Source organism: Aeromonas sp. TW 6, from assembly GCF_013168745.1.
GTDB lineage: Bacteria > Pseudomonadota > Gammaproteobacteria > Enterobacterales > Aeromonadaceae > Aeromonas > Aeromonas caviae.
On record NZ_JABERS010000052.1, the window covers coordinates 1 to 25231 of the forward strand.

The 25231-nt window shown below is 56.8% G+C and carries 21 protein-coding genes and 1 tRNA gene; 10 read left to right on the forward strand and 12 right to left on the reverse strand.

The features are described 5' to 3' along the window. Positions 1-173 precede the first annotated feature (173 nt). From HKD46_RS18360 to HKD46_RS18370, 3 genes are read right to left on the reverse strand one after another with little or no spacing between them, the layout of a single operon-like run. Positions 174-1064: an HDOD domain-containing protein gene (locus HKD46_RS18360; RefSeq protein ID WP_069785115.1), complete on the reverse strand. Its 891-nt coding sequence runs from the start codon at positions 1062-1064 to the stop codon at positions 174-176. Next, complete coding sequence (locus HKD46_RS18365; protein WP_005327400.1) at positions 1048-2286, reverse strand: Arm DNA-binding domain-containing protein; 1239 nt, start codon at positions 2284-2286, stop codon at positions 1048-1050. Before HKD46_RS18365 ends, HKD46_RS18360 begins: the two co-directional genes overlap by 17 nt. Before the next feature lie 11 nt (positions 2287-2297). Then, complete coding sequence (locus tag HKD46_RS18370; protein ID WP_042011229.1) at positions 2298-2507, reverse strand: hypothetical protein; 210 nt, start codon at positions 2505-2507, stop codon at positions 2298-2300. A 123-nt stretch (positions 2508-2630) separates the two neighbouring features. Here HKD46_RS18370 and HKD46_RS18375 point away from each other — a divergent pair, with 123 nt between their 5' ends. Continuing rightward, on the forward strand, positions 2631-2843 hold the full coding sequence (locus HKD46_RS18375; RefSeq protein WP_059169687.1) for a helix-turn-helix transcriptional regulator: 213 nt from the start codon (positions 2631-2633) through the stop codon (positions 2841-2843). Between the two features lie 116 nt (positions 2844-2959). Here the strand turns inward: HKD46_RS18375 and HKD46_RS21490 are convergent, their stop codons facing one another. Together HKD46_RS21490 and HKD46_RS18385 are read right to left on the reverse strand one after the other, a co-directional pair. Continuing rightward, positions 2960-3466: a hypothetical protein gene (locus HKD46_RS21490; protein ID WP_005327398.1), complete on the reverse strand. Its 507-nt coding sequence runs from the start codon at positions 3464-3466 to the stop codon at positions 2960-2962. A 138-nt stretch (positions 3467-3604) separates the two neighbouring features. Next, positions 3605-3895 carry a DUF4258 domain-containing protein gene (locus HKD46_RS18385; RefSeq protein ID WP_081100796.1) on the reverse strand — a complete coding sequence of 97 codons (291 nt, stop codon included), beginning with the start codon at positions 3893-3895 and terminating at the stop codon, positions 3605-3607. 100 nt (positions 3896-3995) lie between these two features. On the opposite strand from HKD46_RS18385, the gene HKD46_RS18390 reads away from it, so the two are divergent. Beyond that, on the forward strand, positions 3996-4919 hold the full coding sequence (locus tag HKD46_RS18390; protein WP_171865782.1) for a WYL domain-containing protein: 924 nt from the start codon (positions 3996-3998) through the stop codon (positions 4917-4919). Between the two features lie 202 nt (positions 4920-5121). Here the strand turns inward: HKD46_RS18390 and HKD46_RS18395 are convergent, their stop codons facing one another. The 4 genes from HKD46_RS18395 to HKD46_RS18410 all read right to left on the reverse strand — a co-directional run bounded on the left by HKD46_RS18395 (position 5122) and on the right by HKD46_RS18410 (position 12148). Then, positions 5122-8430 carry a tyrosine-type recombinase/integrase gene (locus HKD46_RS18395; RefSeq protein WP_171865783.1) on the reverse strand — a complete coding sequence of 1103 codons (3309 nt, stop codon included), beginning with the start codon at positions 8428-8430 and terminating at the stop codon, positions 5122-5124. Beyond that, positions 8415-10793 (reverse strand): site-specific integrase, encoded by a 2379-nt coding sequence (locus HKD46_RS18400; RefSeq protein WP_041205618.1) that lies wholly within the window; start codon positions 10791-10793, stop codon positions 8415-8417. The genes HKD46_RS18395 and HKD46_RS18400 overlap by 16 nt, the downstream gene beginning before the upstream one ends. After that, positions 10786-11364, reverse strand: coding sequence for a hypothetical protein (locus HKD46_RS18405; RefSeq protein ID WP_021140685.1), 579 nt, complete (start codon positions 11362-11364; stop codon positions 10786-10788). Before HKD46_RS18405 ends, HKD46_RS18400 begins: the two co-directional genes overlap by 8 nt. Positions 11365-11695: 331 nt before the next feature. Further along, positions 11696-12148, reverse strand: a complete 453-nt coding sequence (locus HKD46_RS18410) for an antitoxin Xre/MbcA/ParS toxin-binding domain-containing protein (protein ID WP_021140686.1) — start codon at positions 12146-12148, stop codon at positions 11696-11698. A 254-nt stretch (positions 12149-12402) separates the two neighbouring features. On the opposite strand from HKD46_RS18410, the gene HKD46_RS18415 reads away from it, so the two are divergent. Both HKD46_RS18415 and HKD46_RS18420 read left to right on the forward strand, forming a co-directional pair. Next, positions 12403-13710 (forward strand): Fic family protein, encoded by a 1308-nt coding sequence (locus HKD46_RS18415; RefSeq protein WP_021140687.1) that lies wholly within the window; start codon positions 12403-12405, stop codon positions 13708-13710. 78 nt (positions 13711-13788) lie between these two features. Continuing rightward, positions 13789-14040 carry a type II toxin-antitoxin system Phd/YefM family antitoxin gene (locus tag HKD46_RS18420; protein WP_010674977.1) on the forward strand — a complete coding sequence of 84 codons (252 nt, stop codon included), beginning with the start codon at positions 13789-13791 and terminating at the stop codon, positions 14038-14040. A 420-nt stretch (positions 14041-14460) separates the two neighbouring features. Here the strand turns inward: HKD46_RS18420 and HKD46_RS18425 are convergent, their stop codons facing one another. Further along, positions 14461-14709: a hypothetical protein gene (locus tag HKD46_RS18425; protein WP_010674978.1), complete on the reverse strand. Its 249-nt coding sequence runs from the start codon at positions 14707-14709 to the stop codon at positions 14461-14463. Between the two features lie 501 nt (positions 14710-15210). Here HKD46_RS18425 and HKD46_RS18430 point away from each other — a divergent pair. The 6 genes from HKD46_RS18430 to HKD46_RS18455 all read left to right on the forward strand — a co-directional run bounded on the left by HKD46_RS18430 (position 15211) and on the right by HKD46_RS18455 (position 22138). Then, positions 15211-15465 (forward strand): helix-turn-helix domain-containing protein, encoded by a 255-nt coding sequence (locus HKD46_RS18430; protein WP_005329233.1) that lies wholly within the window; start codon positions 15211-15213, stop codon positions 15463-15465. Further along, positions 15465-16775: a type II toxin-antitoxin system HipA family toxin gene (locus HKD46_RS18435; protein WP_005329232.1), complete on the forward strand. Its 1311-nt coding sequence runs from the start codon at positions 15465-15467 to the stop codon at positions 16773-16775. Before HKD46_RS18430 ends, HKD46_RS18435 begins: the two co-directional genes overlap by 1 nt. Before the next feature lie 360 nt (positions 16776-17135). Then, a tRNA-His gene (locus HKD46_RS18440) sits at positions 17136-17211 on the forward strand. Between the two features lie 521 nt (positions 17212-17732). Next, the gene (gene katG / locus HKD46_RS18445; protein ID WP_161470495.1) at positions 17733-19907 is read left to right on the forward strand and encodes a catalase/peroxidase HPI; all 2175 of its coding nucleotides are present in this window, start codon (positions 17733-17735) and stop codon (positions 19905-19907) included. 394 nt (positions 19908-20301) lie between these two features. Further along, positions 20302-21756, forward strand: a complete 1455-nt coding sequence (locus HKD46_RS18450; protein WP_235673871.1) for a DUF1254 domain-containing protein — start codon at positions 20302-20304, stop codon at positions 21754-21756. 13 nt (positions 21757-21769) lie between these two features. Beyond that, complete coding sequence (locus tag HKD46_RS18455) at positions 21770-22138, forward strand: DUF1254 domain-containing protein (RefSeq protein ID WP_279993290.1); 369 nt, start codon at positions 21770-21772, stop codon at positions 22136-22138. A gap of 230 nt (positions 22139-22368) precedes the next feature. Here the strand turns inward: HKD46_RS18455 and HKD46_RS18460 are convergent, their stop codons facing one another. Both HKD46_RS18460 and HKD46_RS18465 read right to left on the reverse strand, forming a co-directional pair. Further along, the gene (locus HKD46_RS18460; protein WP_161470493.1) at positions 22369-23802 is read right to left on the reverse strand and encodes a 6-phospho-beta-glucosidase; all 1434 of its coding nucleotides are present in this window, start codon (positions 23800-23802) and stop codon (positions 22369-22371) included. 13 nt (positions 23803-23815) lie between these two features. Continuing rightward, positions 23816-25081, reverse strand: a complete 1266-nt coding sequence (locus HKD46_RS18465; RefSeq protein WP_311699686.1) for a PTS transporter subunit EIIC — start codon at positions 25079-25081, stop codon at positions 23816-23818. Positions 25082-25231 lie beyond the last annotated feature (150 nt).

Genomic DNA, 25231 nt, shown 5'->3' on the forward strand with positions numbered 1-25231 from the left:
GGGGCTGCATAGGCGTCATGTTCATAGAAAAACGCCCCAGGCCATCGAGACCCAGGGCGGTGAAGATATCAAAGACCCGTTTTCCGGTAAATCGCAATGCGGCTCCGCTTAAGTGAACAGCATTGCGCACATGGCGGCCCTGTTTCTTTACGAACTCGCCCAACAGGCCTCGCTCATCCCAGCCGTTTGTAGATCCGGGCATCCTCATCGGATTTGTGAAACCAGTAAAAGTCGGGTAAGCCCACAAACACCCGCCGCCAGTGGTACACCTCGGCTGACAGGCGATCGGCCATCTTCACGATGGTTTCAGGCATGTACTGGATTTGCTGCTTGCCCACCGAGGCCGACAGGCAGGCGGTCAGCGCTTCAAACACCCGCGGCTCTCGCGCCATCAATGGCTCGAGGTAAGGCTCCAGCTTCATAAAGTTGAGCGCCTCATGGGAGGAGCAGATCCCCTCCCCGCTGCTGTTGTTGTAGTAAAGGTAGAGCTTGCCGACATCGTGCAACAGCCCGCCCAAAAAGGCCACGTCGGCGGTGCGGCTGTCGAGCTGGTATTGCTGGCAGAGCATCCTGGCCGTCAGCGCCACTTCAACACTGTGTTCCAGCAAGCCGCCCTCGTAGTCATGGTGGTGGTGATGACTCGCTTTGCCGCGATAGAAGGCGGCAATAAAGGGTTTATCAAACAGCAGCCCCTGGACAAATTGACGAACCCCGCCACTGGGCAGGCCAGCATAAAATTGCCATAGCTGCTCTATCATCTGGCCATGAGCGGCTGACCGTGCCTGCTCGAGGTGAAACAGCCACAGCTGGCGGGCGGCCTCGCCGGTCATCCCCGCAATCCCCTGCGTAGGCAGGCCGACCGGAGCAGACGGCTGGGCGGCAAGCCGCCAGCGCACCAGCTGGCCACTGGGCTCGATATGAGCCATCTCACTGTGCGACACCACCACCAACTGGGTGTCACCGGGCGTCCACAGTTGCCACTGCTCCAAATGCCCCTCAAGGCAATGCAAGCGCGTTGCCCACAGCAATGGACCAGGTTCCTGCCGATTAATGACGTGGGCCATGGTGGATCTCCTCGTTAAGGATGGTAGTGCTCTCATCGCGCTGACCCGATGCGGTCGGCTCATAGCGACTGAGCATCTGCTCAAAGGCATGCCCATCGCGCCCCGACAGATCCGGCACATAGCGGGAATAGACCCGAAACAGCATTTGCGTGCTGTTGTGGCCCAACTGCCGGGCAATCCACTCCGGGCTCTCCCCGGATGCCAGCCAGAGGGTCGCGGCCGTGTGCCGAGTCTGATAAGGCTTGCGCTTCTCCAGATCGAGCAAAGCTAATAACGGATACCAGATCCGGTTCGCCACATTGCGATCCTCCAGCGGACGGCCATTGCGGTTACAAAACACAAAGTGATCCGGAGTGACATCAATCCCTTGCCGGCTGCGCTGAAGCAGCAGTGCCTCATACACCCGCTCGCTCATTTGCACCGTCCGGTAGGAGCCATCGGTCTTGGTCGGGATCAATTCATCGCGCACCCAGGCTTGATAAATCTGCAACTGCCGGCGCTCAAAATCGACATGGCGCCAGGTCAACCCGTGGATCTCGCTAGAACGCAAGCCGGTGAAAAAACGGGTGATGTAGTAAGGGCGATAATCCGCCCGCACCGTGGCCACGATGTCACCTATCTCGTCGAGACTGAACGGCATGATGGTAGTACGGGGGATTTTGAGCGCCCGAATATTGCGCCAAGGAGAGATAAAGCCGTAGCGGTCGGCCGCATCAGTCAGCATCATCCGCAGCGGCGTCATGATGTGATTCACCCGCGAGGCGGAGATCGGCTTGCCACTGCGCCCGGGCAACTGGGTCACCTGCGCCCGGAATGCCAAAATAGCGCCCTTGTCGATCAGGCTCAGCGGCTGGTTGCCAAACTGCGGCAACAGGTGACCATCGAGAATGTCGCGTACCGTCTCCCGCTGGGAGGTGCGCCATTCTGCCGCCTTTTCGGCATACCACTGCTCGGCGAAATCGCGCAGCAAGGGGCACCCCGCCAACAATACCGCTTCCCGCTTGGCCTGGTTGGCGAAATAGTCAAAGCGAGGGCTATTGGGAAACGCCTTGCAGAAATCAAACTGCCCCAGCGTGATCTGAGCCTCCATCCGCTCACAATACTGCTTGAGCTTGCGACGATTTTGCTCACTATCCGGCAGGCCGGTCCTTTCCCGACAACGTTTGCCCTTGAAGGTAAAATCGAGATACAGCCGTTGGTTGAGACTGAAAATAGACGCCATCTTGCCACCCCCTAGCCTTGGAAAGATTCGAACGTGGCGCTGTGCTTGAGCATCTCCTCTTCGATCGGCTCCCAAAGGAACAACAGCTTGCGTCCCCCAAACGGGCGAATGTAATGCAGCCCTTCGAGCAGCACGGAATCCTTGAGCTGGTTGCGGATGGTACGCGGATCAAACTTGATCCGTGCAGAGAGCTCTTCTGTTGTCAGATAGGTGTATGCCATAATCATATCCTCGCTTTATTCTCTTCAAAGACTCCATATGCACTACAGGAGAGACTTTAGCACCTTTAAACACCCTTGCAAGACATTTTGCTACGCTGTGGGTATTTTTTTTATGGAGGAGTAATGATTAAGTGCCACTTGTCGAGAATTTTAGGTGAGCGAAAGTTGAAAGTTGCTGAAGTAGCTAGAGAAACAGGTATAAACCGGAACACCATTCACCGTCTCTACAATGAAACTGCGACACGGATAGAACTGGATGTGATAGAACAGTTATGTCGCCACTTAGATATCAATGTTGGGGATTTGTTCGAGATTCAAGGATCTACCAGTCAGTGAAGGCTGTTATTGCTATCAATTCATACTGGCCGATGTAAACCAGCCCATTGCTGAGTAGTTGCTGCATTTCACACAAAATCAGCGGAACTGAGAGTCTTGGGCTTTGGGCTCCCTCTTCAATCCGTCCGATCTGACAGATAGAAAGCACCGGCCAGCAGACCATAGACCAACCGTACGCGCTCATCCCGGCCCAGCAATACCCCGAGCAATACTTCGCCACTGGCCAGGTCATCCCCATGCCAGAAGCACCAAAGTGCAGCCTCTACCACATCCAGCCAGCTGGCGTGGCCCAGCTGGTTGCGTGATTTGCGCCGCCAGCTGCCACGCACCACGGCATCACTATTCGGGGATCTGACCGCCAGCGCCCGCAACTCCATCACACTTACCGTGAGTCCATCCTGCTTGGCCGGACGGCTGCCACGCCCTCCCCGCAGCAATTTGTCGAGCAGTAGCGCCAACAGGCGAAACGCATCCTGATCTTCAAAGCGGGCGTCCCTCCCCAGCAAGTCGGCAGCACCGGCCATCAGTTGCTCACGCCCCTGGTCGATGGGCAGTAACGTGCGATCCAACCGGTGTTGCTCGATATGGATGGCCAATGCCGCCATCATCGCCAGCGGTGACATCTTACCCTGTTGGTGACATGCGCCGTTGGCTAGTAAAGCGGTCAGCGTCGTCACTCGCTCGGCTGACAACAAGCAACATATCCCCCTGATCAGGGGCATGCTTGCCTGATCTGATAACCGCGTTGGGTTCATGGTGCCTCAGTGCCGATCGCGTTTGAAGTGAGCGGTTTTATGCCCGACGGTGACAATCTCGCCGCCTTGTAGGACCAGATAGTGACGACGTAGTCGCTGACAGCATTGTGCGGGCAATCCGCACTCGGCTTGCAGCATAGCCACGCCTTTGCGATCGAGATAAACCACTTCGCGGCCCTGGTGATACGCAGAGCGCCCGCTGCTCAGCAGCAGCTCCACCCACTCGGGATCAATACCACGCTGCTGCATCCGGCACGCGGCGTGATGGCTGTATGCACTGTCCAGCTTTCCGTTCATGACATACTCCTGTAACGTTCATCTCGATGGATTGATTATATGTAGCCTGTATACTCATGCCGATACTGGTTACATACACATGTCGCATTTTGGAACAGATATGGCACCCAAAGAGCTCACCTGGGATCAAACCCTGCGTTTTCGTCTGCTGGAAATCGTATTGCAATGGGAAGGACGGCTGACCACCAATCATTTGATGACCGCCTTCAATATCGGTCGCCAGCAAGCGTCACGGGATATCAATCACTACCTGACTCACTATGCACCGGACGGGCTGGTCTATGACAAAAGTCTGAAGGGATACAAACCCACCGACCACTTTGTGCCGCGCTTTAGTGAAGGCAACGTCGATGAGTACCTGATGCTGTTGCACCGTGAGAAGCAGCACCAGCGCCAACATGAAGCGGGCCTGTTAACCCTGCCGCTGATGGACCTGCGCTACGGCCATATCGAGATCATGGATGTGCCCAACCGCCATATCGACCCGAAAATCGTGCGTGGTCTGGTGCAGGCGGCGCGCGGCCAACTGCGGGTCGATGTCGATTACGTGTCGCTCAGCTCAGAGGCGCAGAGCGGCCGCAATATCGTGCCCCATACCCTGGTCTATGACGGGATCCGCTGGCACGTGCGCGCCTACTGCGAGAAGAAAGGGGAATATCTGGACTTCGTGATGAGTCGTTTTCGCGGCGAACCAGATCTGCTGGATGCCTCCCCCCACGGCCGGGATCAGGATCGGGAGTGGAACACCCGGGTCACCGCCATCGTTATCCCCAATCCAGCCCTCAGCGAAAGACAGCAAGCCATCATTGCCAGCGACTACGCCATGGCAGATGGCAAGCTGTTGATCAGCCAGCGCATCCCTTTGATGCACTATGCACTGGAACGGATGCAGGTGAGCTATAACGGCGAACACCAACAACATCCTCTGCTCTACCCGCTGGTGCTGGCAAATCGAGAGGAGCTGATCGAGCAAGGCTGTACCTTCAAGCTCAAGAGTGCAGATTTGCTTGTGCTGCCACGTTAATACACTCCCCACCCTAACGGACGGGGATCCCTACTGCCAGACAGTTATGCCCCGCCGTGAGAATGAGCGTCGACGATGATCAGGCGTCCAAGAATCCGTGATGAGTGCGTTTCAGGTCGTCAGATGCGCAGCGCGCAGTGGTCAGGCAGCTGGCAAAATGGCGAAGCAAATAGATTTTATTCTATTTCAGCATGTTGCACGTTCAATCTGTAAGCTCACGCGCGGTTTGACGTGCAAAGTCGGCTTTCTTCTTGTTACCTAGCGATACCAGCTCTTGGATGCTCATTACTTTCAGCGCCACGACATAGGCGACTGTCCGTAGCAATGGAGTGCTGTAGCGCGCCATTGGTTTTACCGTGTCAGCATTTTGCTGCCGCTCAGTAGAACGCTGACAGATACCCGCCTCGTCAGGATGAATTATTCGCAGTAGTGCCCGGTTAGCCCCACTTTTTTCAATGAATTCACTCTTCACTCGATAGCGTGAGATGACCTCCCGCCATGGGGCTTTTTCACTCCGTTTGGCGCCACATCGTACCTCGATCGCAATCCGTGTCGCTGGCAGCAGTAATACCGTCACACTCAGGAAGGCTTGCAACATCTGTGGATCCGTGAAGGGGATCCCAGTGTTGCGAGTATTGCTTCGGACTAGCAGATAGCCAATCCATTCGATGAAAGCCGCTCGTTGCTCGCGATAGACCTGGCGAGCCAGTTTAACCACTTTACGGAGTTCGATTTGCTCCTTATGACTGCGCAAGGCTCCAGGAAGCAAATTCAGATGATGTGACGTTGAGTAGAGCAATCGCTGTGCTCCCCGCTGAGTCTTAAATGCTTTAAGTAAATGAATTTTTTCAACTAACTCATCGACCATAGCGGGTGTGAGTTGATAACGATTGAGTTGATCGGTGATATCTTCATGTCGTGCGAACCGTGCGATCAGCTCCAGAGCGGCATCAAAATCCAGCTTGTGTTTAACCAAGGGAGGGTAAGGTGCACACTCCATCAGGACCCAGGAGACCTGTTGAAGATAAGGCGAAAGCGACTGGAGCAGGGCCTCCCGGCAGCGCTGCCATGTCAAGGGCCCCTCCAACCAGTCGTTCTGTGTGAGCTTTGCACGAGACAGCCCGGTGAAGTGGTGTCGCAGTGACAAAGACCAGTCGTACTTGGCCTGCAACAGACACGCTGCATTGACCCAGTGGGTAAAATGCAAATATGAGTGCAACGTCGTCTCCGGGCTCTGATGGCCAGCAAACTGGGCCAGCGCCCAATAATCCCCCTGAGTGGATGAGTGTGTGATGGTCTGGTAGATAGAGGTACACTGTGCGGCCGACCAAGGCAGGAAATGTGCCCACCCTGGCAAACTGTGCAGTGCCAGAGCTTCGTGATGTAGCAGCAGTTGCAGGCGGCTCAATGCCGTATGCCGCAGATGATGGAATGTATAGTATTTCCCACCAACCTGCCGAAGGATACTGGTTAACGGCCCCCTGATCTCTTCATCCGACATCGGTATCAACCAACCGCTCTGTGAGGGAAACGCCAGCGCGTTCGCGTTTTTCGCCTTTCGCGGCCATAACCCAGACAAGTACGCATCCAATCGAGTACGCTCTTCCGGGGTCAGCAAGACCCCCAGGGGGATCTTGCGGGTGGCACTGTCACTCTTGCCATCATCAAGCCGGGTATCGCGGATATATAGCCAGCACTCTGGACTGCGTTCGATATCTTTTAACCTGAGCTTTTGGATCTCGCTCAAGCGCAGTCCAGCACGATAAGCCACGATGTATAACGCGCTCAGACACTCTCGGTAACTCGATGAGGTGTGCGTCATCCGCTCCATTCCACGCAGCAACTGTCGAAAGAGAGGTTCACTGAGATAGGTGGCACGCACATGGGGCCTCTGGCGCTCGCGCGGGACCAGCTCCTCCGGCAATGGGGCCAAGTGGTAACTCGCCACCGCATAGCTGTGCAGGCTGGTCAAGCGTGCAGCCATGTAGCTGACAGCATTCTTTTGGCTAACGGGCGCCTCGGAAGAGGAACTTTCCGGCTCTGCGGAGGAGGATCTTTCCAGGTCCGTCCGTTCAACCGCACCAGAGAGCGCCGGGTCGACGACCAGATTTGAAGTCCCCCCATACTCTTCCAGCAATGCTCGATAACAGCTCAGAAAACGATCGCCATCCCATAAGCCGAGATCATGATCAAAGCACCGAACAAGCCATTGCTGACCACCGCGACTAAGGTAACTGCGCAGCGTCGAAGGCTTGTTTTTGTTCTTTGCGATGCATTGATGTAGCCACCCAACCAGGATCTGCTCTGACTTGCTGAGGGTCTGCTCATTGCGCAACCGGTTCAGTCCTGCGAGGCAGCTTGCCTTCGTCTGCTTGCGAGTCGCGCTCTCCTTTTCCGCCAACACCGTTCGCAACCGAGCCAGTAAGGATGAATAAGGGTGGTCTTCGCCATGGTAGCGCCAACGCTTGGAACTGCCTGCCGTCAGGTTATCGACTAATCCGGTACTCGCCTCCTGCGCCAAACACACCACTTGGTGACCATCCGCAACCGTCGGATGATGCAGTGAAAGCCAGTTTTCATGAGGCAGCGGTACACTGTGTAACGCCCCAGATGCCACATGAGTCAGGATCTGTGGCCAGCGGACCCCGGCTTGCCCACCGGTTACCAGACTCGCCCCTTGGCAAAACTCTTTGATCCCGCGCAGGGGTGCAGTCAGATGTCTCTGGGCCCATAAGCTGAATGTGTCGAGCTCAACGGCAAGCTCAAACGTTTTGCCGCGCCGACGATACCAGCGCTGTACCAACCCCAGAGTCGGCAGGCTTAGGAAAATCTGGAGCTCGGTAACCACCTTCCCTGCTCTATCGTGCGCATTGGTGGCCAACGCCTTGCTCTCTAACGTCAAAGGCAACCAAACAACTGAGCCATTCGTGCATAATCTTCGCCGCTCAGCGATGGCCAGCATCAGTGCGTGCAAAATCGCCGTCTGGTGTACACCGCAGTAAAACACCGCGCTATGAAGAATGTCGGCCAGTAAATCTTCAGCTTCGATCAGGCTAGTGTCGCGGGCCTCGATCTGTCTATGCCAGTTCAGCAGCGCTTGACTACAGCGCTGCGCTTTGTCAAACCACTTTTCAGTGTAAGGTAGCGGGCGCCGAAGCACCGTCAGGGGGATTGTCGGCAACGGCAACTGCCAATACCCGCTGGTATTGCCCTGCTGCAGGCAAAGCAGGATGGCTCGCAGCCCAGCCTTGAATTCAGACTGTCGCCTATACTTGCCCGTCAACGTGCTCATCGCCAATGGCCACAGATACTCAAACCCTCGGACATCGGCTGGCTCCTTGAATAGGCCGGGCAAATGTTGCAACAGCGCATCCAGTGCTCGACGCTCTATTTGCACCTGAGCACGTTTGAGACGATCCCGACGCATAGCCCGACCAGACCGAAGAACGTTCGCTGCACGCTCATCTTCCTTTCGAAGCTGTTCACGCCAATCGATCAGTGGATTGTCCATTCGCCCATCACCTTCAACCCGAGGGTTTGATGCCATTTGTCCAGCACGTCCGTCAGGGTAAATAGATCGCTCAACGCCGCACTACTGTACTGGTTTGTGAACTCTGTCCCCATCTCCTCATGACCAAGCAGCGCATCGATAAACTCGGTGGCCACGCCTTGCTCCAGCAGGTGGCTGCGCACCGAATGGCGATGCCAGTTTGGCGCCAGGGGCAACAGATTTTCGAACTGCCTCATCATCGAATTTGGGGTGACGATTTCTGTGCCTTCCAGGCTGCCATCTTTGGCCTCGACCGCCCAGAACAGGAGCGCTCCAGCTCCACTCAATGCTTGCTCCGCCGCCGACACTAACGGCGCCAGCAGCGGCTCACGCTGACATGCCAAATATGTCAAATAGCGCTCCCAGGCTTGCAGTTGCTGCACTGCCAACGCTGACAATGGCACCAACCTGGCCGAGCTCACAGATCGTCCCTCTTTGTCTGTCAGCCGGATAAAGCGACTGATGAGGCAGTAATCGCCACGCCTGCCGTACATCTCCGTCACGGGCCTGGCGGCAGTAGAAAGATGGAGGATCAACAAACTGTGGCGCACGAGGAGGTTATGATATTGCGTCAGCGTTGGACGCTGCTGCCGTGACCCACTGAGTCGTGCACAGAGGTACTGCTGATAATTTCCTAGGAGTCGAGCAAGCTCGCCAACGCTAGGATAGAGGCGTGATCCGACAGCTCCTTGTTCTAATTCCGGTGCCAGCACCACCGCGGTCATCCCCATGGAGGCCAAATAACGGCGCCAGATCTGCAACACGTCTTTACGTGGCACATGACTGTAGGCCATAGGGGAACATTGCTGAGCCGCCTTGCCACGCAGGATACCGGCAATGGCGCTATCAATCCCCTCTCTTTGCAACCAAGCACGCTGGTAGTTTTGCAGCTGTCGCATGGTCAAGGCCGTGCCAGCTCGCTCATTTGCTCGCGCTAAACAATCCACCTGCGCGCTACTACTCAATGTCCTCCAACCGTGTCCAACCAATAAATGAGTGGCCCATTTTGGCAAAGGTAGCTGCAAGAATAAGTCGCTCTTTGGCAAAAAAGAGTGCAATTTCCTATGCACTCGGCTGTGGGCAACCTCTACATAGCGTTGTAGATACGCCCCATGAGGAAGCAGCCAAATACCACTGGCATTCTTTGAGGGTCCGTCGTCATCGGCAAATCGAGAGCCAGGAGCAGGCAATTTAATCTCAGTACTCGGCCAGACCGGCAGCTTGTGCAAGTCCTCGCTACTCGTGCCCATCACCAGTTGCAGCAGGATCGACAGCGCCGGCAACGCCGTTTCATCGACCGCCTGAGGCATCAAGGCATCGACGAGGCGTGTGATCTGTGACGCTGTGGCAATCCAAAGGTTGGCCGGCAACTGCAGATGACGCATCGACATGGAGAGCGCTACCGAGGCGCTTTGCAAAACCCTCGCCTGAATATCCATCAACCCCTGTGGCTGAGAGGACACCAGCAGCGTCTGCTGCTCAGGGAGGGTTCCTCGCTCCTCTTCACCCTCCCACTCGGTCAGTTTGACTTTGCCGCGCTGCAGCAGAACCTCCCGTAGCAACAGGATTTGGGTCTGCTCGTCGAGCTGCTCTTGATAACGCGCCTCCAGTTGGAACCGCTGGCGTTCGCCGGTTGACCGGGTACCCGTTTTGATCTCTTTGGCTCGCGCCTTATAGAGTCGGCTCAGTAGGGCCTCCAAGGCCCCTGTATTGACGCTCACCTGCTTGTTATTGGCATATTGCTCTCTCTGGATCTTGATGGCTTGCAATAGCGTCAGTATCGGCTGCGTAAAATCGACCTCAGACAGGGCCTTAATCATCACCTCACGTTGATTGTTCGCCATCAGCCTGACGTTGCGCAGCGCCTCTTCGACCGTTTGGTCCCGCTCGGCAATACCCTGAGAAAAATTGATATGTGATAACGCCAAGACGGCCAGGATCGTCACGGACTTGAGCTGAGCAAATAGCTCACCGTTGAGGCTATGGCCACTACGCAATTCCGCCAAGATGGCGTCAACGAGATAGAATTGGCTGAGTCTCCGATCTTTACTCAACCGCTCACGCATTTGCATGGCCGAGAGTGGCGATGGGGGCAGCATCTCTTTGGATGAGACAGAATCGATCCACTGCAGCTCGGCGGCCAACAACGCGGTCAGTGTTGGATCCAATCCCAGGATCCCCTGACCGCAGGCTTGCAACGATTCAAGGATTTGCCGGTGCCACTCGGCCAACGCCTCCGGAAACACCAGCTGTCGGGTAAGGGAACGGGCGGGTTCAGCGTCAAGACCCTCCACTGCCTGCTCCTGCGAAAGGTCATCACTCATCGGCTAACCTCTGCAAGAAGAAGTTAGGTTCGGGCACCGATACCATCCCGTTCTTTTTGTCTTTTTGCCGGGACTTGCTCAGCGCCTCCTGAGCATGCGCCAGCTGTTCCCGGGACAACCCGCACACCTTGGCCCAATAGTCTTGAGACAACCGCTTCTTCTGAAACCAGTTAAGACGCTGCTCGTCTGTCAGAACGCGATTGAAAATTCGTCGGCTGCATTCGATGAGACGGGGCTCCCCTAACAGCGTCATCAACCTCAGCCACTCCCCGGCCAGATGCTGCTCGACCTCACCATCATTCAGCCCGCAGGGGATCAATCGTTGCCCAGGCGGCGGTTTGATTGGCGACGGCCAAGACAATACTGGCAACAATGGCCCTACGATCATAAGCGCACTGCCCACATCATCGCCTGACGACAAGGGACGATAGAGAATAATGGCTGACTCCCAGAGCGTATGGAATTGATCGGCAATCGGCAGCCCAGTCTTGAAGCCCAACTCCAACCACGCCTCACGAAACGCGACTAACGCCGGATGGATCTGATAGTTCCCTGACTCCTTCGTCCTCATATAAACCCCGTGTATCACCCGTTACTAACACATTACATAAAAATGTATTTTGTTTTCAAACAGTTCCTTAGCGATAAACCGATTCAGCCACACACCGAACCTCTGAACCTGCGCATGGCAGGCCTACCGCAGGCAGGTACTGTGAATGAAGTCAGGAATGGAGATGCAATTCACCAAGTGGGTAATCGTCGAGGGAGCGGGATCATTTAGCCGATATGCAAGGGGGAATGTGACTGACTCGGGTGACGTCAATTGAACAATACTTGGCTTTCTCCTGCACATGCTGGACACCGCTGTCGAGCGGTAACGCCTTCAGCGAGATAGGTCGCCATCAAACGACGACGCCATGCTCAATCTGACCGATGAGATCGATAACTGCCTGAGCTCCGACAGCGGTCGTCAGGAAAGTAGCAGGAGGGTTTCCTCCCAGCGCCCGGGCAGGTTTGTTCAACCACTCAAGCGCCTTCCCCCTGTCCCCCTCGAACAGCGACTCCGCAGCCTCCATCACACTAACGAATGAATAGATACGGGCACTCTGAGCGCGGGACAGCAGGGCCGCCGCAGTGCGCTTGCGTGTCACCGTCGAGCGGTCAATGCCAACCAGCTGACAGACTATCTTGACGTCGCAGCCCAGCAACGCAGCCAGTTCATTGACGATGGAGGGAGCCATTCCAGCCACAATGAGATGATGCGCCCCCACAAGCTCCTGGGGCAAGGCCAGCGAGGCCATCAGCCCCTTCGGTTGGCGGATCTGGCGAACAGAACGATAAGCAGCGTAGGACATGGCGAGGCGGCTCCCTGTATCATTGCGCCTTTAAACTAGCCCATCTAAACCATACCATCAACGATGCAGGACTCTTTCAAACCCTAAACGTTAACCTATGAAGCCACCGCAAAACTGCGCCAAACTTGCCACTAAAACTGGCGCAGTTTAGTTAACTGCGCCAAAATGGCGCCATATATATGAAAAACGCGCCAACAAACACGATGTCAGCGACCACAGACCTACTAGAGACTATCAGGGGATCCGAAAGCGGATTGACGCTGGCTGAACTGCTGGGCCGCCACCCGAGCATTGCCAGACGCACCGCACAGCGCCTGATAGCCAAGCTGATTGAAAGCGGCCACATCACAGCCCAAGGCGAAGGACGGGCTCGCCGCTATCATGCTGACTCCGAGAGCCATACCGAGCCCCGGATAGCCAAGGTGGACAGTTTCCCCGCGTTCATCCCACTCTCTGCCGACAGCCTGGATATCCTTGCCTATATCGACCAGCCCCTCCCAGCCCGCAAGCCCGTGGGCTATCAGCATGATTTCTTGCAGGCATATCATCCCAACGAAACCTGTTACCTGTCCGAATCACTGCGCCGTCAGTTGCACAACATGGGCAAGACCACAGACATCGATGAGCCTGCCGGCACATACAGTCGAGCGATCCTGAACCGTTTGTTGATCGACTTATCATGGGCATCGAGCCACCTGGAAGGTAATACCTATAGCAGGCTAGACACCCGTGAACTTATCGAGCACGGCAAGGCCGCGCGGGGTAAGGGAGCCATCGAAACGCAGATGATCCTGAACCATAAAACCGCGATCGAGTTACTGGTCGAAAACATCGACAGTGCCGAATTTAACCGCTACACCCTGATGAACTTGCACAGCGCCCTGGCGGAAAACTTGCTACCCAACCCTGCCGATGAGGGGCGCATTCGCCAACATGCTGTCGACATCAGTAAAAGTATCTATCGCCCGTTATCCACGGCACAACAAATCGAAGAGGTGCTGGACGAGGTGCTGAGCAAAGCCAATCAGATCCACGATCCGTTTGAACAATCGTTTTTCATGATGGTGCACTTGCCCTACCTACAACCTTTTGCCGACATCAATAAACGCACTTCCCGCTTGGCCGCGAATCTCCCCCTGTTTCGTGGCAACCTCTGCCCGCTCACCTTCCTCGATGTACCAGAACAGGCCTACAGCCGCGCCACCCTCGGTGTGTACGAAATGGCCCGCATCGAACTGCTACGCGACCTGTACGTGTGGGCTTATGAACGTTCAACCCAAGAATATCTTGCCATCAAGCGGGATCTCGCCGAACCTGACCCACTTCGCCTAGCATGGCGGGATCTTATCAAACAGACTGTCCGTGGGGTCGTCACGTCGATCCAACTTGATCCACTCAGCACCATTGAACAAGCGGTGTCAGAGAACGTCCCGCAGCAAGAGCGATCGGCCGTACAGGCACTGATTGTTGAAGAGTTGCGAAGGCTGCATGAAGGTGTTCTGGCACGCTATGGTTTACGGCCCTCGGAGTTTATCGCGTGGAAAGCGCAACATGGGCGCTGATTGATACTGTGACAATCGTCGAGTTGAGTATCTATTAAGGTATTCCATAGTGCGGTGCTCTATGCCGAGGACATCATCATGAGTTACCAAAGCCTGGCAGCCACCACTGCCAATATCACAGAGCTCAGACGCAATCCAATGGGGACCATCAAAGAGGGAAAAGGCGATGCCGTCGCCATCCTCTATCGTAACGAGCCAGCATTCTATTGTGTGCCGCCTGAGCTCTACGCCTACTATCTGGAACTGGCCGAAGATGCCGAGCTGAACCGTATTGTCGATGAGCGAGTCAAACGGTCGGAGTTCGTCAGCGTCAACCTGGAGGACCTATGATTTAGAATCCCATCCTTGACATCACTACCCTCAGCTCTTGCAAGTCAACGTTGATCAAGCGCGGGCTGGAGATCAACGCTACGATGCCCCTTATTGTCATCGCAGCATTAGTCGCGTCATGGCCCTCCTCCCCTCATTGTGTGAGCGAACTGGCAGCGCCTGCTGATCTGGGCCCCGGTGTAGTAATAAAGGGGAATTCACTTGGGCGCTTCCGATGGAGACGAACCACTGAAAAGCAAAGGCCGTCAGGCGGCATTCCTGTCTGACTCATCCATCCGGGGTTTTCAGCGTCCAATTTTGACCACCCTGGAGTGTGTGCAACCATCCGATTTTTGGATCGAAGATCCATCAGCAGCTTGTTGTCGTGCTCGGACTTCATGCGGTAGGCTGCGCCCGGCGGCAAGACGTTAGCCTAGTGGTTCATGTCGATGATGACGCAGGGATGGCCGCCACCCGCCGGTTAAACTCGGCAAACTCTTCAGCATTATCTTCCCAACGCTCAATGCTGGCCGCCAGCAGGTCTAACAGCTGGACGTTGTTATCGTAGTCATCCACCAGCTCATCTATCAGTGCCAGCGCACTTTCGTAGTCATGCTGGTTGTCGATATGGGTGAAGTAGGGCAGCTCGGCCAAGGCCTCTCGGAGCTGTACCAGAATGGGTTTCAACATGTCAGAGTTACCTTGTTGGTTGCGCCCCCCCGTTTTCGATAACACTGGGGACCTGTCCAGTTTAGATCTTCAATGGAGGTGGCTGCTTGGTATGACACCATCACTGCATTTGCAAATTTTCCCGAGAAACCTCGGCTAGATTGGCAAAATTTCGTGCTCATCAATTCAAGAAGGTATTTAAAGAAGCGAACGCGGGTGCGAACTTGTGAGCTCCCGTGAAGCGATCGCAACAATCATGGACTCACTGACAGAGACGATCAACCGACGCACCATCGCTGCCTTGGCTTTTGTTGCGCCAACCCCAGTGCACTCCTGCTGAAACTCGTTACACCTTGTTTTAATGGCCCCTTGAATCGAAAGTGCGACACCCATACCTGAGGATCAAGGTTAAATACCGCCTTTAGCGTGTGAAAAACATTTACCGCCTAAAGCAGGTAAATATTGATATACCTGCCACAGCGTGTAAATTAAAAGAAATTACGCTACCAGGTAAGTCAAATCATGAAAGTAACCAGCGCCAAGCAACTTAGTGCCTGTCTCAAGGATGCCAGGCTTTCGCAAAAGCTCTCCCAAGGCAAAGTGGCCGGCAAGGTGGGGATCAGGCAGGACACGGTGTCCAGCTTCGAGCTCAATCCCGAGTCAACCAAGCTGGAGACCTTGTTCAAGATCCTCGCCGCACTGGAACTCTCCCTCGATATCAGGCCCCGCACCGATCCTGCGGAAAACGCCACGCCTGGCTGGAAGGAGGAGTGGTAATGGCCAGCCTGACGGTCTACATGAACGGATACCGGGTAGGTACCTTTACCAAGGCGACCAATGGTGCTCACCAATTTCAGTACGATGAATCGTGGGTGAAGTTGCCAGGCAGCCGCCCCATCTCGCTCTCCATGCCATTACGCCAGCAGCGCTACCAGGGCGATGAGGCCTATAACTTCTTCGATAATCTGCTGCCAGATAACCCGGAAGTAAGAAACCGGGTGGTGGCGCGCTATCAAGCCGATTCCACCCAACCCTTTGATCTGCTCAGTTGCATTGGCCAGGACAGCGTGGGGGCATTGCAACTGGTGGCTCAGGGCAGACCTGTGCCAGACGTTAAGCGCATTGAGTGCAAGCCGCTCTCTGACGCCGAACTGGAGCAGATCATGACCAGCTACCAGCAAGGGATCCCGCTTGGTATGGTGAGGGAAGAGGACGATTTTCGGATATCCATCGCCGGGGCTCAGGAAAAGACCGCGTTACTCTACCTCGACAACCGTTGGTGCTTACCGCATGCAGCGACCCCAACCACCCACATTATCAAGCTGCCCATTGGCAAGATCGAAAGCCACTCCTACTCGATAGACCTCTCCCAGAGCGTAGAAAACGAATATCTCTGCACCCTGATCGCCAAAGCATTGGGTCTTCCGGTTCCCCATTGCTTCATCATGCAGGTCGGCAAGGTCAAGGCTCTGGCGGTGGAACGCTTCGATCGGCGCTACGCCACGGATCGCAGTTGGATCATGCGCCTGCCCCAAGAGGACTTCTGCCAGGTGTTGAATGTACCGTCAGCACGCAAGTACGAGAGCCATGGTGGACCGGGCATTGCTGACATCATGACGACCCTGCTGGGATCGGCCACGCCGGAGCAGGATCGGTACCTGTTTATGAAGTCTCAGGTGTTGTTCTGGCTGCTGGCTGCCACTGATGGCCATGCCAAGAATTTCTCGGTGTTTATCGAACCTGAAGGGCGTTTCCGGCTTACACCGTTTTACGACATCCTTTCCATGTATCCTGCATTTGGTGGTAAAGGATTACATCCCCGTGATGCCAAGTTGGCCATGGGGCTTACTGCAACCAAGGGCAAAAAATACGCGATAGAGCAGATATTTCCTCGCCATTTTTATCAAACGGCCAAGGCGATTGGTTTTGAACAAGTGCAGATGGAAAAAATCATCAGCGAACTGACGGATAATCTGGATGAGGTAATATCAATCGTTCGTCAGCAATTGCCTGATACATTTCCCACTGAGATTGCAGATTCAATTTTGGGTGGACTCAGTTCGAAAGCGCAACGCTTAAAACGATAATTGACCAATGTGACAAATGCCTCTTGCATCGCCCCAAATGAGCCTCTATCGAGGCTCATTTTTTTTGCGTACGAGCGAGTGAATGATCCATTTTAGATCAAAAAAACAACTAAAAATGCAGAAGCCTGAAGTGCTAATTTTGGCAACATAAAATTTCCTCAGCTAACCTAGACAGACTTAACGTCAATAAGACATTGATTTTAAAGTATTATATTTATTTGATGTTTGACGTATTCTGATGACATTTTAACTCTATTAACAGGTACGGCCTTCTAAGCCGTGGGTCGCAGGTTCGAATCCTGCAGGGCGCGCCATCGATACACATGAGTTTGATTGCTGTATCGAAGGCAGATTTCAGTGGTGGCTGTAGCTCAGTTGGTAGAGTCCCGGATTGTGATTCCGGTTGTCGTGGGTTCGAGCCCCATCAGCCACCCCATTATTCCCCTCCAGGCTGGGATCAGCCTGATGAGACAGCAGCACGCTGTCTGTTTGGACCGGCCACTGGCCGGTCTTTTTGTTTCTGCGCCGTCCGCTTTTTGGCGCAACGCCCCCACCCCATCCTCTGGCGCTCGGCGCCCTGCTCAGGACGCAATCCGGACCACCGTCACAAAAATGGGGTTTTCTGCCCCGCTCAAGACAAGCCCTCCTCATGCCATGACCCAGCGCAAGTCCAGGTCTGCTCCCTCGTGTTATGGATAAAAAGATTGATAACACGGCTGCCAGGGCGCTCCTTCCTTCTCTTATCCCTTGTCCAGGAGCAGCCAAATTCGATGGCACCGATTCATCTTTTCGTAATACTGTCATCCCATCCTTAATCAATTAGCTGAAATATAAGGAGTTATTGATAACCCCCCGATGCCGGTCCAAGGCCCAGCCTGTCATATGCCCCGCCGGTTGCAGGAAAAGTTCCCATACTGAGTTGTCTGCATTGCACATGACTGCCAAGGAGAGACAGAGATGAGTGAAGAAAGCAAATGCCCCTTCAACCACACCGCCGGCGTCGGCAGAACCAATCGAGATTGGTGGCCGAACCAGTTGCGGCTGGATCTGCTGCATCAGCATTCCCCCGGCGCCGATCCCATGGACAAGGACTTTGACTACGCCAAGGCCTTCGCCAGCCTGGATTACAAGGCACTCAAGAAAGATCTGGTCAAGCTGATGACGGATTCCCAGGAGTGGTGGCCGGCGGACTTCGGTCACTACGGCCCCCAGTTCATCCGCATGACCTGGCATGCTGCGGGCACCTATCGCACCACCGACGGTCGCGGTGGCGGCGGCCGTGGCCAACAGCGCTTCGCCCCCCTCAACAGCTGGCCGGACAACGTCAACATCGACAAGTCCCGTCGCCTGCTCTGGCCCATCAAGCAGAAATACGGCAACAAGATCTCCTGGGCCGATCTGCTGATCCTCGCCGGCAACGTCGCCCTGGAGACCATGGGTTTTCGCACCTTCGGCTTTGGCGGTGGGCGGCCCGACGTGTGGGAGCCGGATCAGGACGTCAACTGGGGGGATGAAATTGCCTGGCTCGGGGTCGATCCCGATCGGGTCAAGGGCGATCGCGAGCTCACGGCCCCCTTCGGGGCCACCCACATGGGCCTCATCTACGTCAACCCGGAAGGGCCCAACGCCAGCGGTGACTACATGGAGGCTGCCAAGGACATCCGTTCCACCTTCGGTCGCATGGCCATGAACGATGAAGAGACGGTCGCCCTTATCGCGGGCGGCCACACCTTCGGCAAGGCCCACGGCGCCGCGCCCGAATCCCACAAGGGGCCAGAGCCGGAAGCCGCGCCTCTGGAGGCACAGGGCCTCGGCTGGATGAGCGACTTCGGCAGCGGCCATGGCAAGGACACCGTCTCGAGCGGGCTCGAAGTGACCTGGACCAAGACACCGGCCCTGTGGAGCAACAACTTCTTTGAAAACTTGTTCAACTACGAGTGGGAGCTGACCAAGTCGCCAGCCGGCGCCAAGCAGTGGGTGGCCAAGGATGCCCCGGAGATCATTCCCGATGCGCACATCCCGGGCAAGTTCCACAAGCCGACCATGCTCACTACCGACCTGACCCTGCGCTTTGACCCCGAGTTTGGCAAGATCTCCCGCCACTTCTACGAGGATCCGCAGGCCTTCGCCGATGCCTTCGCCCGCGCCTGGTTCAAGCTGACCCACCGCGACATGGGTCCCATTGCCCGCTACCTGGGGCCGGAAGTACCCAAAGAGGAGCTGATCTGGCAAGACCCCATCCCCGCCGTCAATCATCCCCTGATCGATGACAAGGACGTGGCCCTGCTTAAGGAGCAGATCCTGGCGACCTCCCTGTCCGTGGCCGAGCTGGTGTCGACCGCCTGGGCTTCCGCGTCCACCTTCCGTGGCTCCGACAAACGCGGTGGCGCCAACGGTGCCCGCATCCGTCTCGCTCCGCAAAAGGAGTGGGCCGTGAACCAGCCTGCCCAGCTTGCGAAAGTGCTTCAGGCCCTCGACGGGATCCAGCAGGCCTTCAACGCCTCGGCCACCGGTGGCAAGCGGGTCTCCCTCGCCGACCTCATCGTGCTGGCGGGCGGCGTGGGGGTCGAGCAGGCCGCGAAGAGAGCCGGTGTCGCCGTGACCGTGCCCTTCACTCCGGGCCGGATGGATGCCTCCCAGGCCCAGACAGATGTGGACTCCTTCGCGGTGCTCGAGCCCCTCGCAGATGGATTTCGCAACTACGCGGGCGAGTGCGCGGGCTTCGCGGAGACCATGCTGATCGACAAGGCGCAGCTGCTCACCCTGAGTGCCCCCGAGATGACGGTACTGGTGGGCGGCATGCGGGTGCTCGGCACCAACGCGGGCAACTGCCACGGGGTCTTTACCGCCGCCCCGGGTACCCTCTCCAACGACTTCTTCGTCAACCTGCTCGACATGGGCACGGAGTGGAAGCCGGAGGCGGGCAGCCAGGGAGTCTATGAAGGCCGTGATCGCCAGAGCGGCAAGGTGAAGTGGACCGGAACCCGGGTCGATCTGGTGTTCGGTTCCAACTCCCAGCTGCGAGCCCTGGCAGAGGTCTACGCCAGTGCCGATGCCAAGGAGAAGTTCGTGAAGGACTTCGTGGCGGCCTGGACCAAGGTGATGAATCTGGATCGCTTCGACCTCGCCTGAGGCTAAAGCACTGCTCGACCACCAAGCCCGGTATCACTACCGGGCTTTTTTATCGATGCTAAAGGGGAGTCCCATCCCTCCCCTTTGAGTGCTGCCATCGACCAACCCGCAAGGGGAGATGGCCAATGCCCCCAGCCCCGGGAAACCAGGAAATACCCCTGCAGGGCCTGACGCGCTCATCTTCATGGGCACAACCCCATTTCAATGAGTGGACATGATCGCCGTCCCATGAAGTGTTCACGTATGACACTCAGGCCCGAGTCTTCACAAGAATCCTTCTATAGTCATCGGGATAGAATTGAAGCGACCCACATCAGCAAGGATGTTTAAATGCCAATTACACGCAGAGAGTTTTTACAAGCTAGCACTGGGATCCGCCGTCGGTCTGACGGTATTGAGACTTCCGACTCCGGCGTTTGCCGAAGGGTTGTCACTGAAGACACCACTGCGCCATGGCGCCGGCCAACCAGGTGAAACCGAGAGTGGCCTGCCGCCAGCGGGATCCGTCAGCTCGGTCGAAGATTTTGAGTACCAGATCAAGTACCAGCGGGCCTTCGAGGCTGCCTTGTGGAACATGCCGGCGGTCGCCATCTACAGCTTCCGGCGCGCCGCCTTCGACAATCTGGGTCTCAAAGACAACGACATCATCGCCTATTCCAAGCCTGCCACCCCGCATCTCGAGGCCATCACGGCCAACAGCACCACCCCCTACATCACGGCCTTCACCGACTTGCAACACGGCCCCACCGTGCTGGAAGTGCCCACTGCGGGCCCGGATGGCAGCCTGTATGGGCAGATTGTCGATGCCTGGCAATTCACCATCGCGGATGTAGGCCCGGCGGGGCTCGACCAAGGCAAGGGCGGCAAGTTTTTGCTGACGCCCCCCGGCTACAGCGAGCCGATCCCGGCCGGCTATCTGCATGTTCCTTCCCCGAATTATCGCGTGGCGTTTGCCTTTCGCTCTGTGCCGGCACCCGGCAAGTCGACGAACGATGCCTATCACTACTCCAAGCGCCTGCGCATGTACTCTCTCTCCGAGGCGAGCAATCCGCCGACCCAGCGCTTCGTCGATCCTGGCAACAAGCGCTACCCGACCCAGCCCTACTACGACGAGCGTCACTTCGACGACCTGCACGCGGTGGCCAGCGTCGAGCCCGTGCGCGAGCAGGACAAGGTGATGATGGGGATGCTCACCTCCCTTGGCATAGGTCGCGGCACCTCATTCAACCCGGATGAGAAAACCCGCAAGGCGCTGCGCCAGGCGGCCATCGATGCCTGGTTCTACATGCAGCATTGGTATGACAATTTCCCGAAGGAGAAACGCTACTGGCCTGATCGGCACTACGCCTCCCTCTTGCAGAGCGATGACAACAAGACCTTCACCTTCACCTATGAGGATCGCATCGACCTCATCAATCGCGCCGCCGAGTACTTCTGGTGTACCTATATGCCCAAGGCGCTGAGCGATACCCCGGCCACCCAGTACCTGATGTGCCTCGCGGACAACAACGGCAAACTGCTGGAAGCCGGTCAGCTCTACAAGCTCACCATCCCGGCCAAGATGCCGGTCAAGCAGTTCTGGGCACTGACGGTCTACAACCGCGACACCATGTCCTTTATCTACAGCGAGAGCGGGCGCACCACCCTCTCCTCCTACGATCTCGACAAGATGGCCAAGAACCCGGACGGCAGCATCACCCTCTACGTGGGCCCGACCGCCCCGCCAGGCAAGGAAAACAACTGGATCCCGACCAGTGGCAAACGCCCGCTGCCGGCCATGCGCTTCTATGGCCCGACCGACGAGTTGAACCACAAGACCTTCAAGCTGGCGGATTTCGAGCGGGTGTAAACGATGAACAGGCGTGGAGCACCATGAGAAAGACATCCCTTGCGGCAGCAACATGTCTCGCTACCACGCCTTCATGGCACAAATCACTGACAAGATGGCACAGGATGCCCATATCTACGGCTATTCCATGGAGGAAGCCTACAAGCTCTTCTATGGAACGGCGATCAAGACCGGCACCCCGCGAAACCGCTTCCAGAACATTCGCCACCTGGCGGACGATACCGAACACCCGGGCATCAACAACGATACCCTGCACCTGCAAGGCTGGCTGGATCTCAGTGCGGAGCCGGTGATCGTCAGTATGCCGGGTATGGACAATGGCCGTTGCTGGATCCTGCACCCCCTGGACATGGGCCATTACACCACCTCGATGAGCGGCTGACGCACCCAAGGCACCAAGGAGGGTCACTTCACAGGTCGGTTTTTTATTGCCGGATAAGGGCGGGATCCACGGCTAGACAGATTCGGTGTCGAGCCGGGATCTCGCTTATTTACAGTCAGACATTCACTGCCTTTTCTATTAAAGAGATTGCATAAACACATGGTTGAATGATGATTTATGAGATCAATAACAGGTTCTATTTAATACAGGCAGCATGTTAAACAACCCCGCTATAGTGTCCCGCCGTTGCTGGCGATGACTCTGCGATACCAGTCGAAGCTGCGCTTCTTGCTGCGCGCAAAGCTGCCGCTGCCGTCGTCGTTCTTGTCCACGTGGATAAAGCCGTAGCGCTTGCTGTATTCCCCTGTGGTGAAGGAGACGCAGTCGAGACATCCCCAGGGGGTGTAACCCATCACCTCCACCCCGTCCTCGACGATGGCAAGCTTCATCTGCTCGATATGGGCCCGCAAGTAAGCGATGCGGTAGTCATCGTCTATCTCTCCCCGCTCGTCTTTCTGATCCCGCGCCCCGAAGCCGTTCTCGACGATAAACAGCGGCTTCTCGTAGCGGCCATGGAGCAGATTCAGGGTATAACGCAGCCCGACGGGGTCGATTTGCCAGCCCCACTCGGAGGCCTGCACATGGGGATTTGGCACACTGCCCTCGAAGCCCGACAAGGCGGTGCCCGTGCCGGCGCCGTGGGCCCGCACCGCGTTGCTCATGTAGTAGCTGAGCCCGATGTAATCGGCGCAGCCCGCCCGCAGCGTCTCCTCATCCCCCGCTTCCATGACAATCTCATAGCCCTTGCGTTGCCACTCCTTGCGGATATAGGCGGGGTAATGGCCGCGCATGTGAACGTCCCCGAACAGGAAGCGCTCGCGCATGGCGATTTCCGCATACATCACATCGTCCGGGTGGCAGGAGTAGGGGTAGAGGGGCACCATGGCCAGCATGCAGCCGATCTGCAAGCCCGGGTTGATCTCATGGCCCAGACTGACCACCTTGGCGCTCGCCACGAACTGATGGTGCAGCACCTGGTACATACACTCTTCCGGGTTCGGCTCCTGGTTGTAGATGACCCCGGAGCAGCAGTAGCCAAACAGCGGCACCTTCCAGTTGCGCTGGTTGTTGATCTCGTTGAAGGTCATCCAGTATTTGACCTTGTGCTGGTAGCGGCGCAGTACCACCTCGCTAAAGCGCACGAAGCAGTCCAGCACGGTGCGGCTCTTCCAGCCGCCGTATTCGGTCACCAGGTGGTTCGGCATCTCGAAGTGGGAGAGCGTGATGACGGGCTCGATGCCGTGGCGCAGCAGCTCGTCGAACATGTCGTCATAAAAACGCAGCCCCGCCTCGTTCGGCTCGGCCTCATCCCCCAGCGGGAAGATGCGCGACCAGGCGATGGAGGTGCGAAAACACTTGAAGCCCATCTCGGCAAACAGTGCGATGTCGTCTCTGTAGCGGTGGTAGAAATCCACCGCCTCGTGGTTGGCGTAGCGATGACCGGCCTCAATCTTGTCGGTGATGACGCGCTCCACCCCGTGGGCGCCGCTGGTGAGCACATCGACGATGCTGAGCCCCTTGCCGCCCTGATCCCAGCCCCCTTCTACCTGGTGGGCGGCGACCGCCCCCCCCCACAGAAAGTCTTTCGGTAATGCGTTGTTCATGACTTGTCGCTCCTTATACGGCTTTGGATGTCAGCGGCTGGGGTTGGCTTATTTCGGCATCGGTCTGAAAGCCCGCCATCCAGGAGAAGATGACGCCCAGGGTAAAGGCCACGCCGATGGAGAGCAGGAAGCCCAGGAACTGCGCCATGTGGCCCTCTTTGAAGAACACCGGCAGCACGGCGATGCCGGGGATGCAGTAACTCCAGGAGACCGCGTTGAAGGCTCCCGCGACCGTACCACCGATGGCACCGGCCAGGCAGCCGCAGATGAGCGGGCGTTTGAAGCGCAGGGCCACCCCGTAGATGGCGGGTTCGGTGATGCCACACAGGGCGGTCACGCCGGCCGAGAGGGTCACGCTTTTCAGCTCGGGATCCTTGGCTTTGAAGTAGACCCCGAACACGGCGCCGGCGATGCCGAACACAGCTGAGGCTTGCAGGCCGGTAAAGGTGTCATAGCCCAGGGTGGCGTAGTTGCCCACCGTCACCGGGGTGATGCCCCAATGCACGCCGAGGGTCACCAGGGGTGTCCAGACAGCCCCCACCACGAAGCCGGCGATGGACGGGCTCAGGTGATAGAGGGTGTTGTAGATGCCACCGATGGCGCCGCCGATGAGGTTGCCGATGGGGCCGAAGGCCAGCAGGGTCAGGGGCACCATGATGGCGAGGCAGAACATGGGGGTGAAGAGGTTGCGCACCACCACCGGCAGGATCCGCTCGAAGAAGCGCTGCACATAGGACATGGCCCACACCATCAGGATGATGGGGATCACCGAGGCCGTGTAGCTCAGGTACTGCACCGGCAGACCGAGGAAGCTGAGCGGCGCGCTGTTAAGGGGAACCCCCACCAGGTTGACGATGGCCTCGTTGATGACCGGGTTCTCCATCGCCGACTGCATCAGCGCTTGCACCGCCGGATCCGCGGAGTTTGCCAGGATGATTTTGTTCGCGGTCAGCATGTTCATGTAATCGGGCGACACCAAGGCGCAGGCGGCGATCACGGCGGTGAAGGGGTTCACGTTGAACTTCTTGGCCGCGGTGAAGGCGACCATCACCGGCAGGAAGGTAAAGCCGGTCCAGGAGACGAAGTTGAGGATGCGGAAGGTGCCGCTGGCGGTGTCCATCCAGCCGATGGCGGCGAAGAAGGAGATGAGCCCCTGCAACACGCCGCAGGCGGCCAGTGGGTAGAGGAAGGGGGCGAAGATGCTGGAGATGATGTCCATCAGGTGGTTCACCATACCCACCTTGGGGGCGTCGACCACGGCGTTTTCGTCGATCTGCACCCGTTTTTGCACTTCCCGATAGGGTAAGTATTCACCGGAACAGTATTGACACAGGAAAAATGAGACGATCGTCTCTTGATCCCACTTTCCTGCTTGCTTGATCCTGCTCCTTAGATACGCTCCCCCCATGAGCAAAAACACCATGCATTC

Coding starts and splice junctions, on each gene's coding strand:
- HKD46_RS18360 (WP_069785115.1), bottom strand. CDS start 1,064: ATGGCCCACGTCATTAATCGGCAGGAACCTGGTCCATTGCTGTGGGCA.
- HKD46_RS18365 (WP_005327400.1), bottom strand. CDS start 2,286: ATGGCGTCTATTTTCAGTCTCAACCAACGGCTGTATCTCGATTTTACC.
- HKD46_RS18370 (WP_042011229.1), bottom strand. CDS start 2,507: ATGGCATACACCTATCTGACAACAGAAGAGCTCTCTGCACGGATCAAG.
- HKD46_RS18375 (WP_059169687.1), top strand. CDS start 2,631: ATGATTAAGTGCCACTTGTCGAGAATTTTAGGTGAGCGAAAGTTGAAA.
- HKD46_RS21490 (WP_005327398.1), bottom strand. CDS start 3,466: ATGTCACCGCTGGCGATGATGGCGGCATTGGCCATCCATATCGAGCAA.
- HKD46_RS18385 (WP_081100796.1), bottom strand. CDS start 3,895: ATGAACGGAAAGCTGGACAGTGCATACAGCCATCACGCCGCGTGCCGG.
- HKD46_RS18390 (WP_171865782.1), top strand. CDS start 3,996: ATGGCACCCAAAGAGCTCACCTGGGATCAAACCCTGCGTTTTCGTCTG.
- HKD46_RS18395 (WP_171865783.1), bottom strand. CDS start 8,430: ATGGACAATCCACTGATCGATTGGCGTGAACAGCTTCGAAAGGAAGAT.
- HKD46_RS18400 (WP_041205618.1), bottom strand. CDS start 10,793: ATGAGTGATGACCTTTCGCAGGAGCAGGCAGTGGAGGGTCTTGACGCT.
- HKD46_RS18405 (WP_021140685.1), bottom strand. CDS start 11,364: ATGAGGACGAAGGAGTCAGGGAACTATCAGATCCATCCGGCGTTAGTC.
- HKD46_RS18410 (WP_021140686.1), bottom strand. CDS start 12,148: ATGTCCTACGCTGCTTATCGTTCTGTTCGCCAGATCCGCCAACCGAAG.
- HKD46_RS18420 (WP_010674977.1), top strand. CDS start 13,789: ATGAGTTACCAAAGCCTGGCAGCCACCACTGCCAATATCACAGAGCTC.
- HKD46_RS18425 (WP_010674978.1), bottom strand. CDS start 14,709: ATGTTGAAACCCATTCTGGTACAGCTCCGAGAGGCCTTGGCCGAGCTG.
- HKD46_RS18430 (WP_005329233.1), top strand. CDS start 15,211: ATGAAAGTAACCAGCGCCAAGCAACTTAGTGCCTGTCTCAAGGATGCC.
- HKD46_RS18435 (WP_005329232.1), top strand. CDS start 15,465: ATGGCCAGCCTGACGGTCTACATGAACGGATACCGGGTAGGTACCTTT.
- katG (WP_161470495.1), top strand. CDS start 17,733: ATGAGTGAAGAAAGCAAATGCCCCTTCAACCACACCGCCGGCGTCGGC.
- HKD46_RS18460 (WP_161470493.1), bottom strand. CDS start 23,802: ATGAACAACGCATTACCGAAAGACTTTCTGTGGGGGGGGGCGGTCGCC.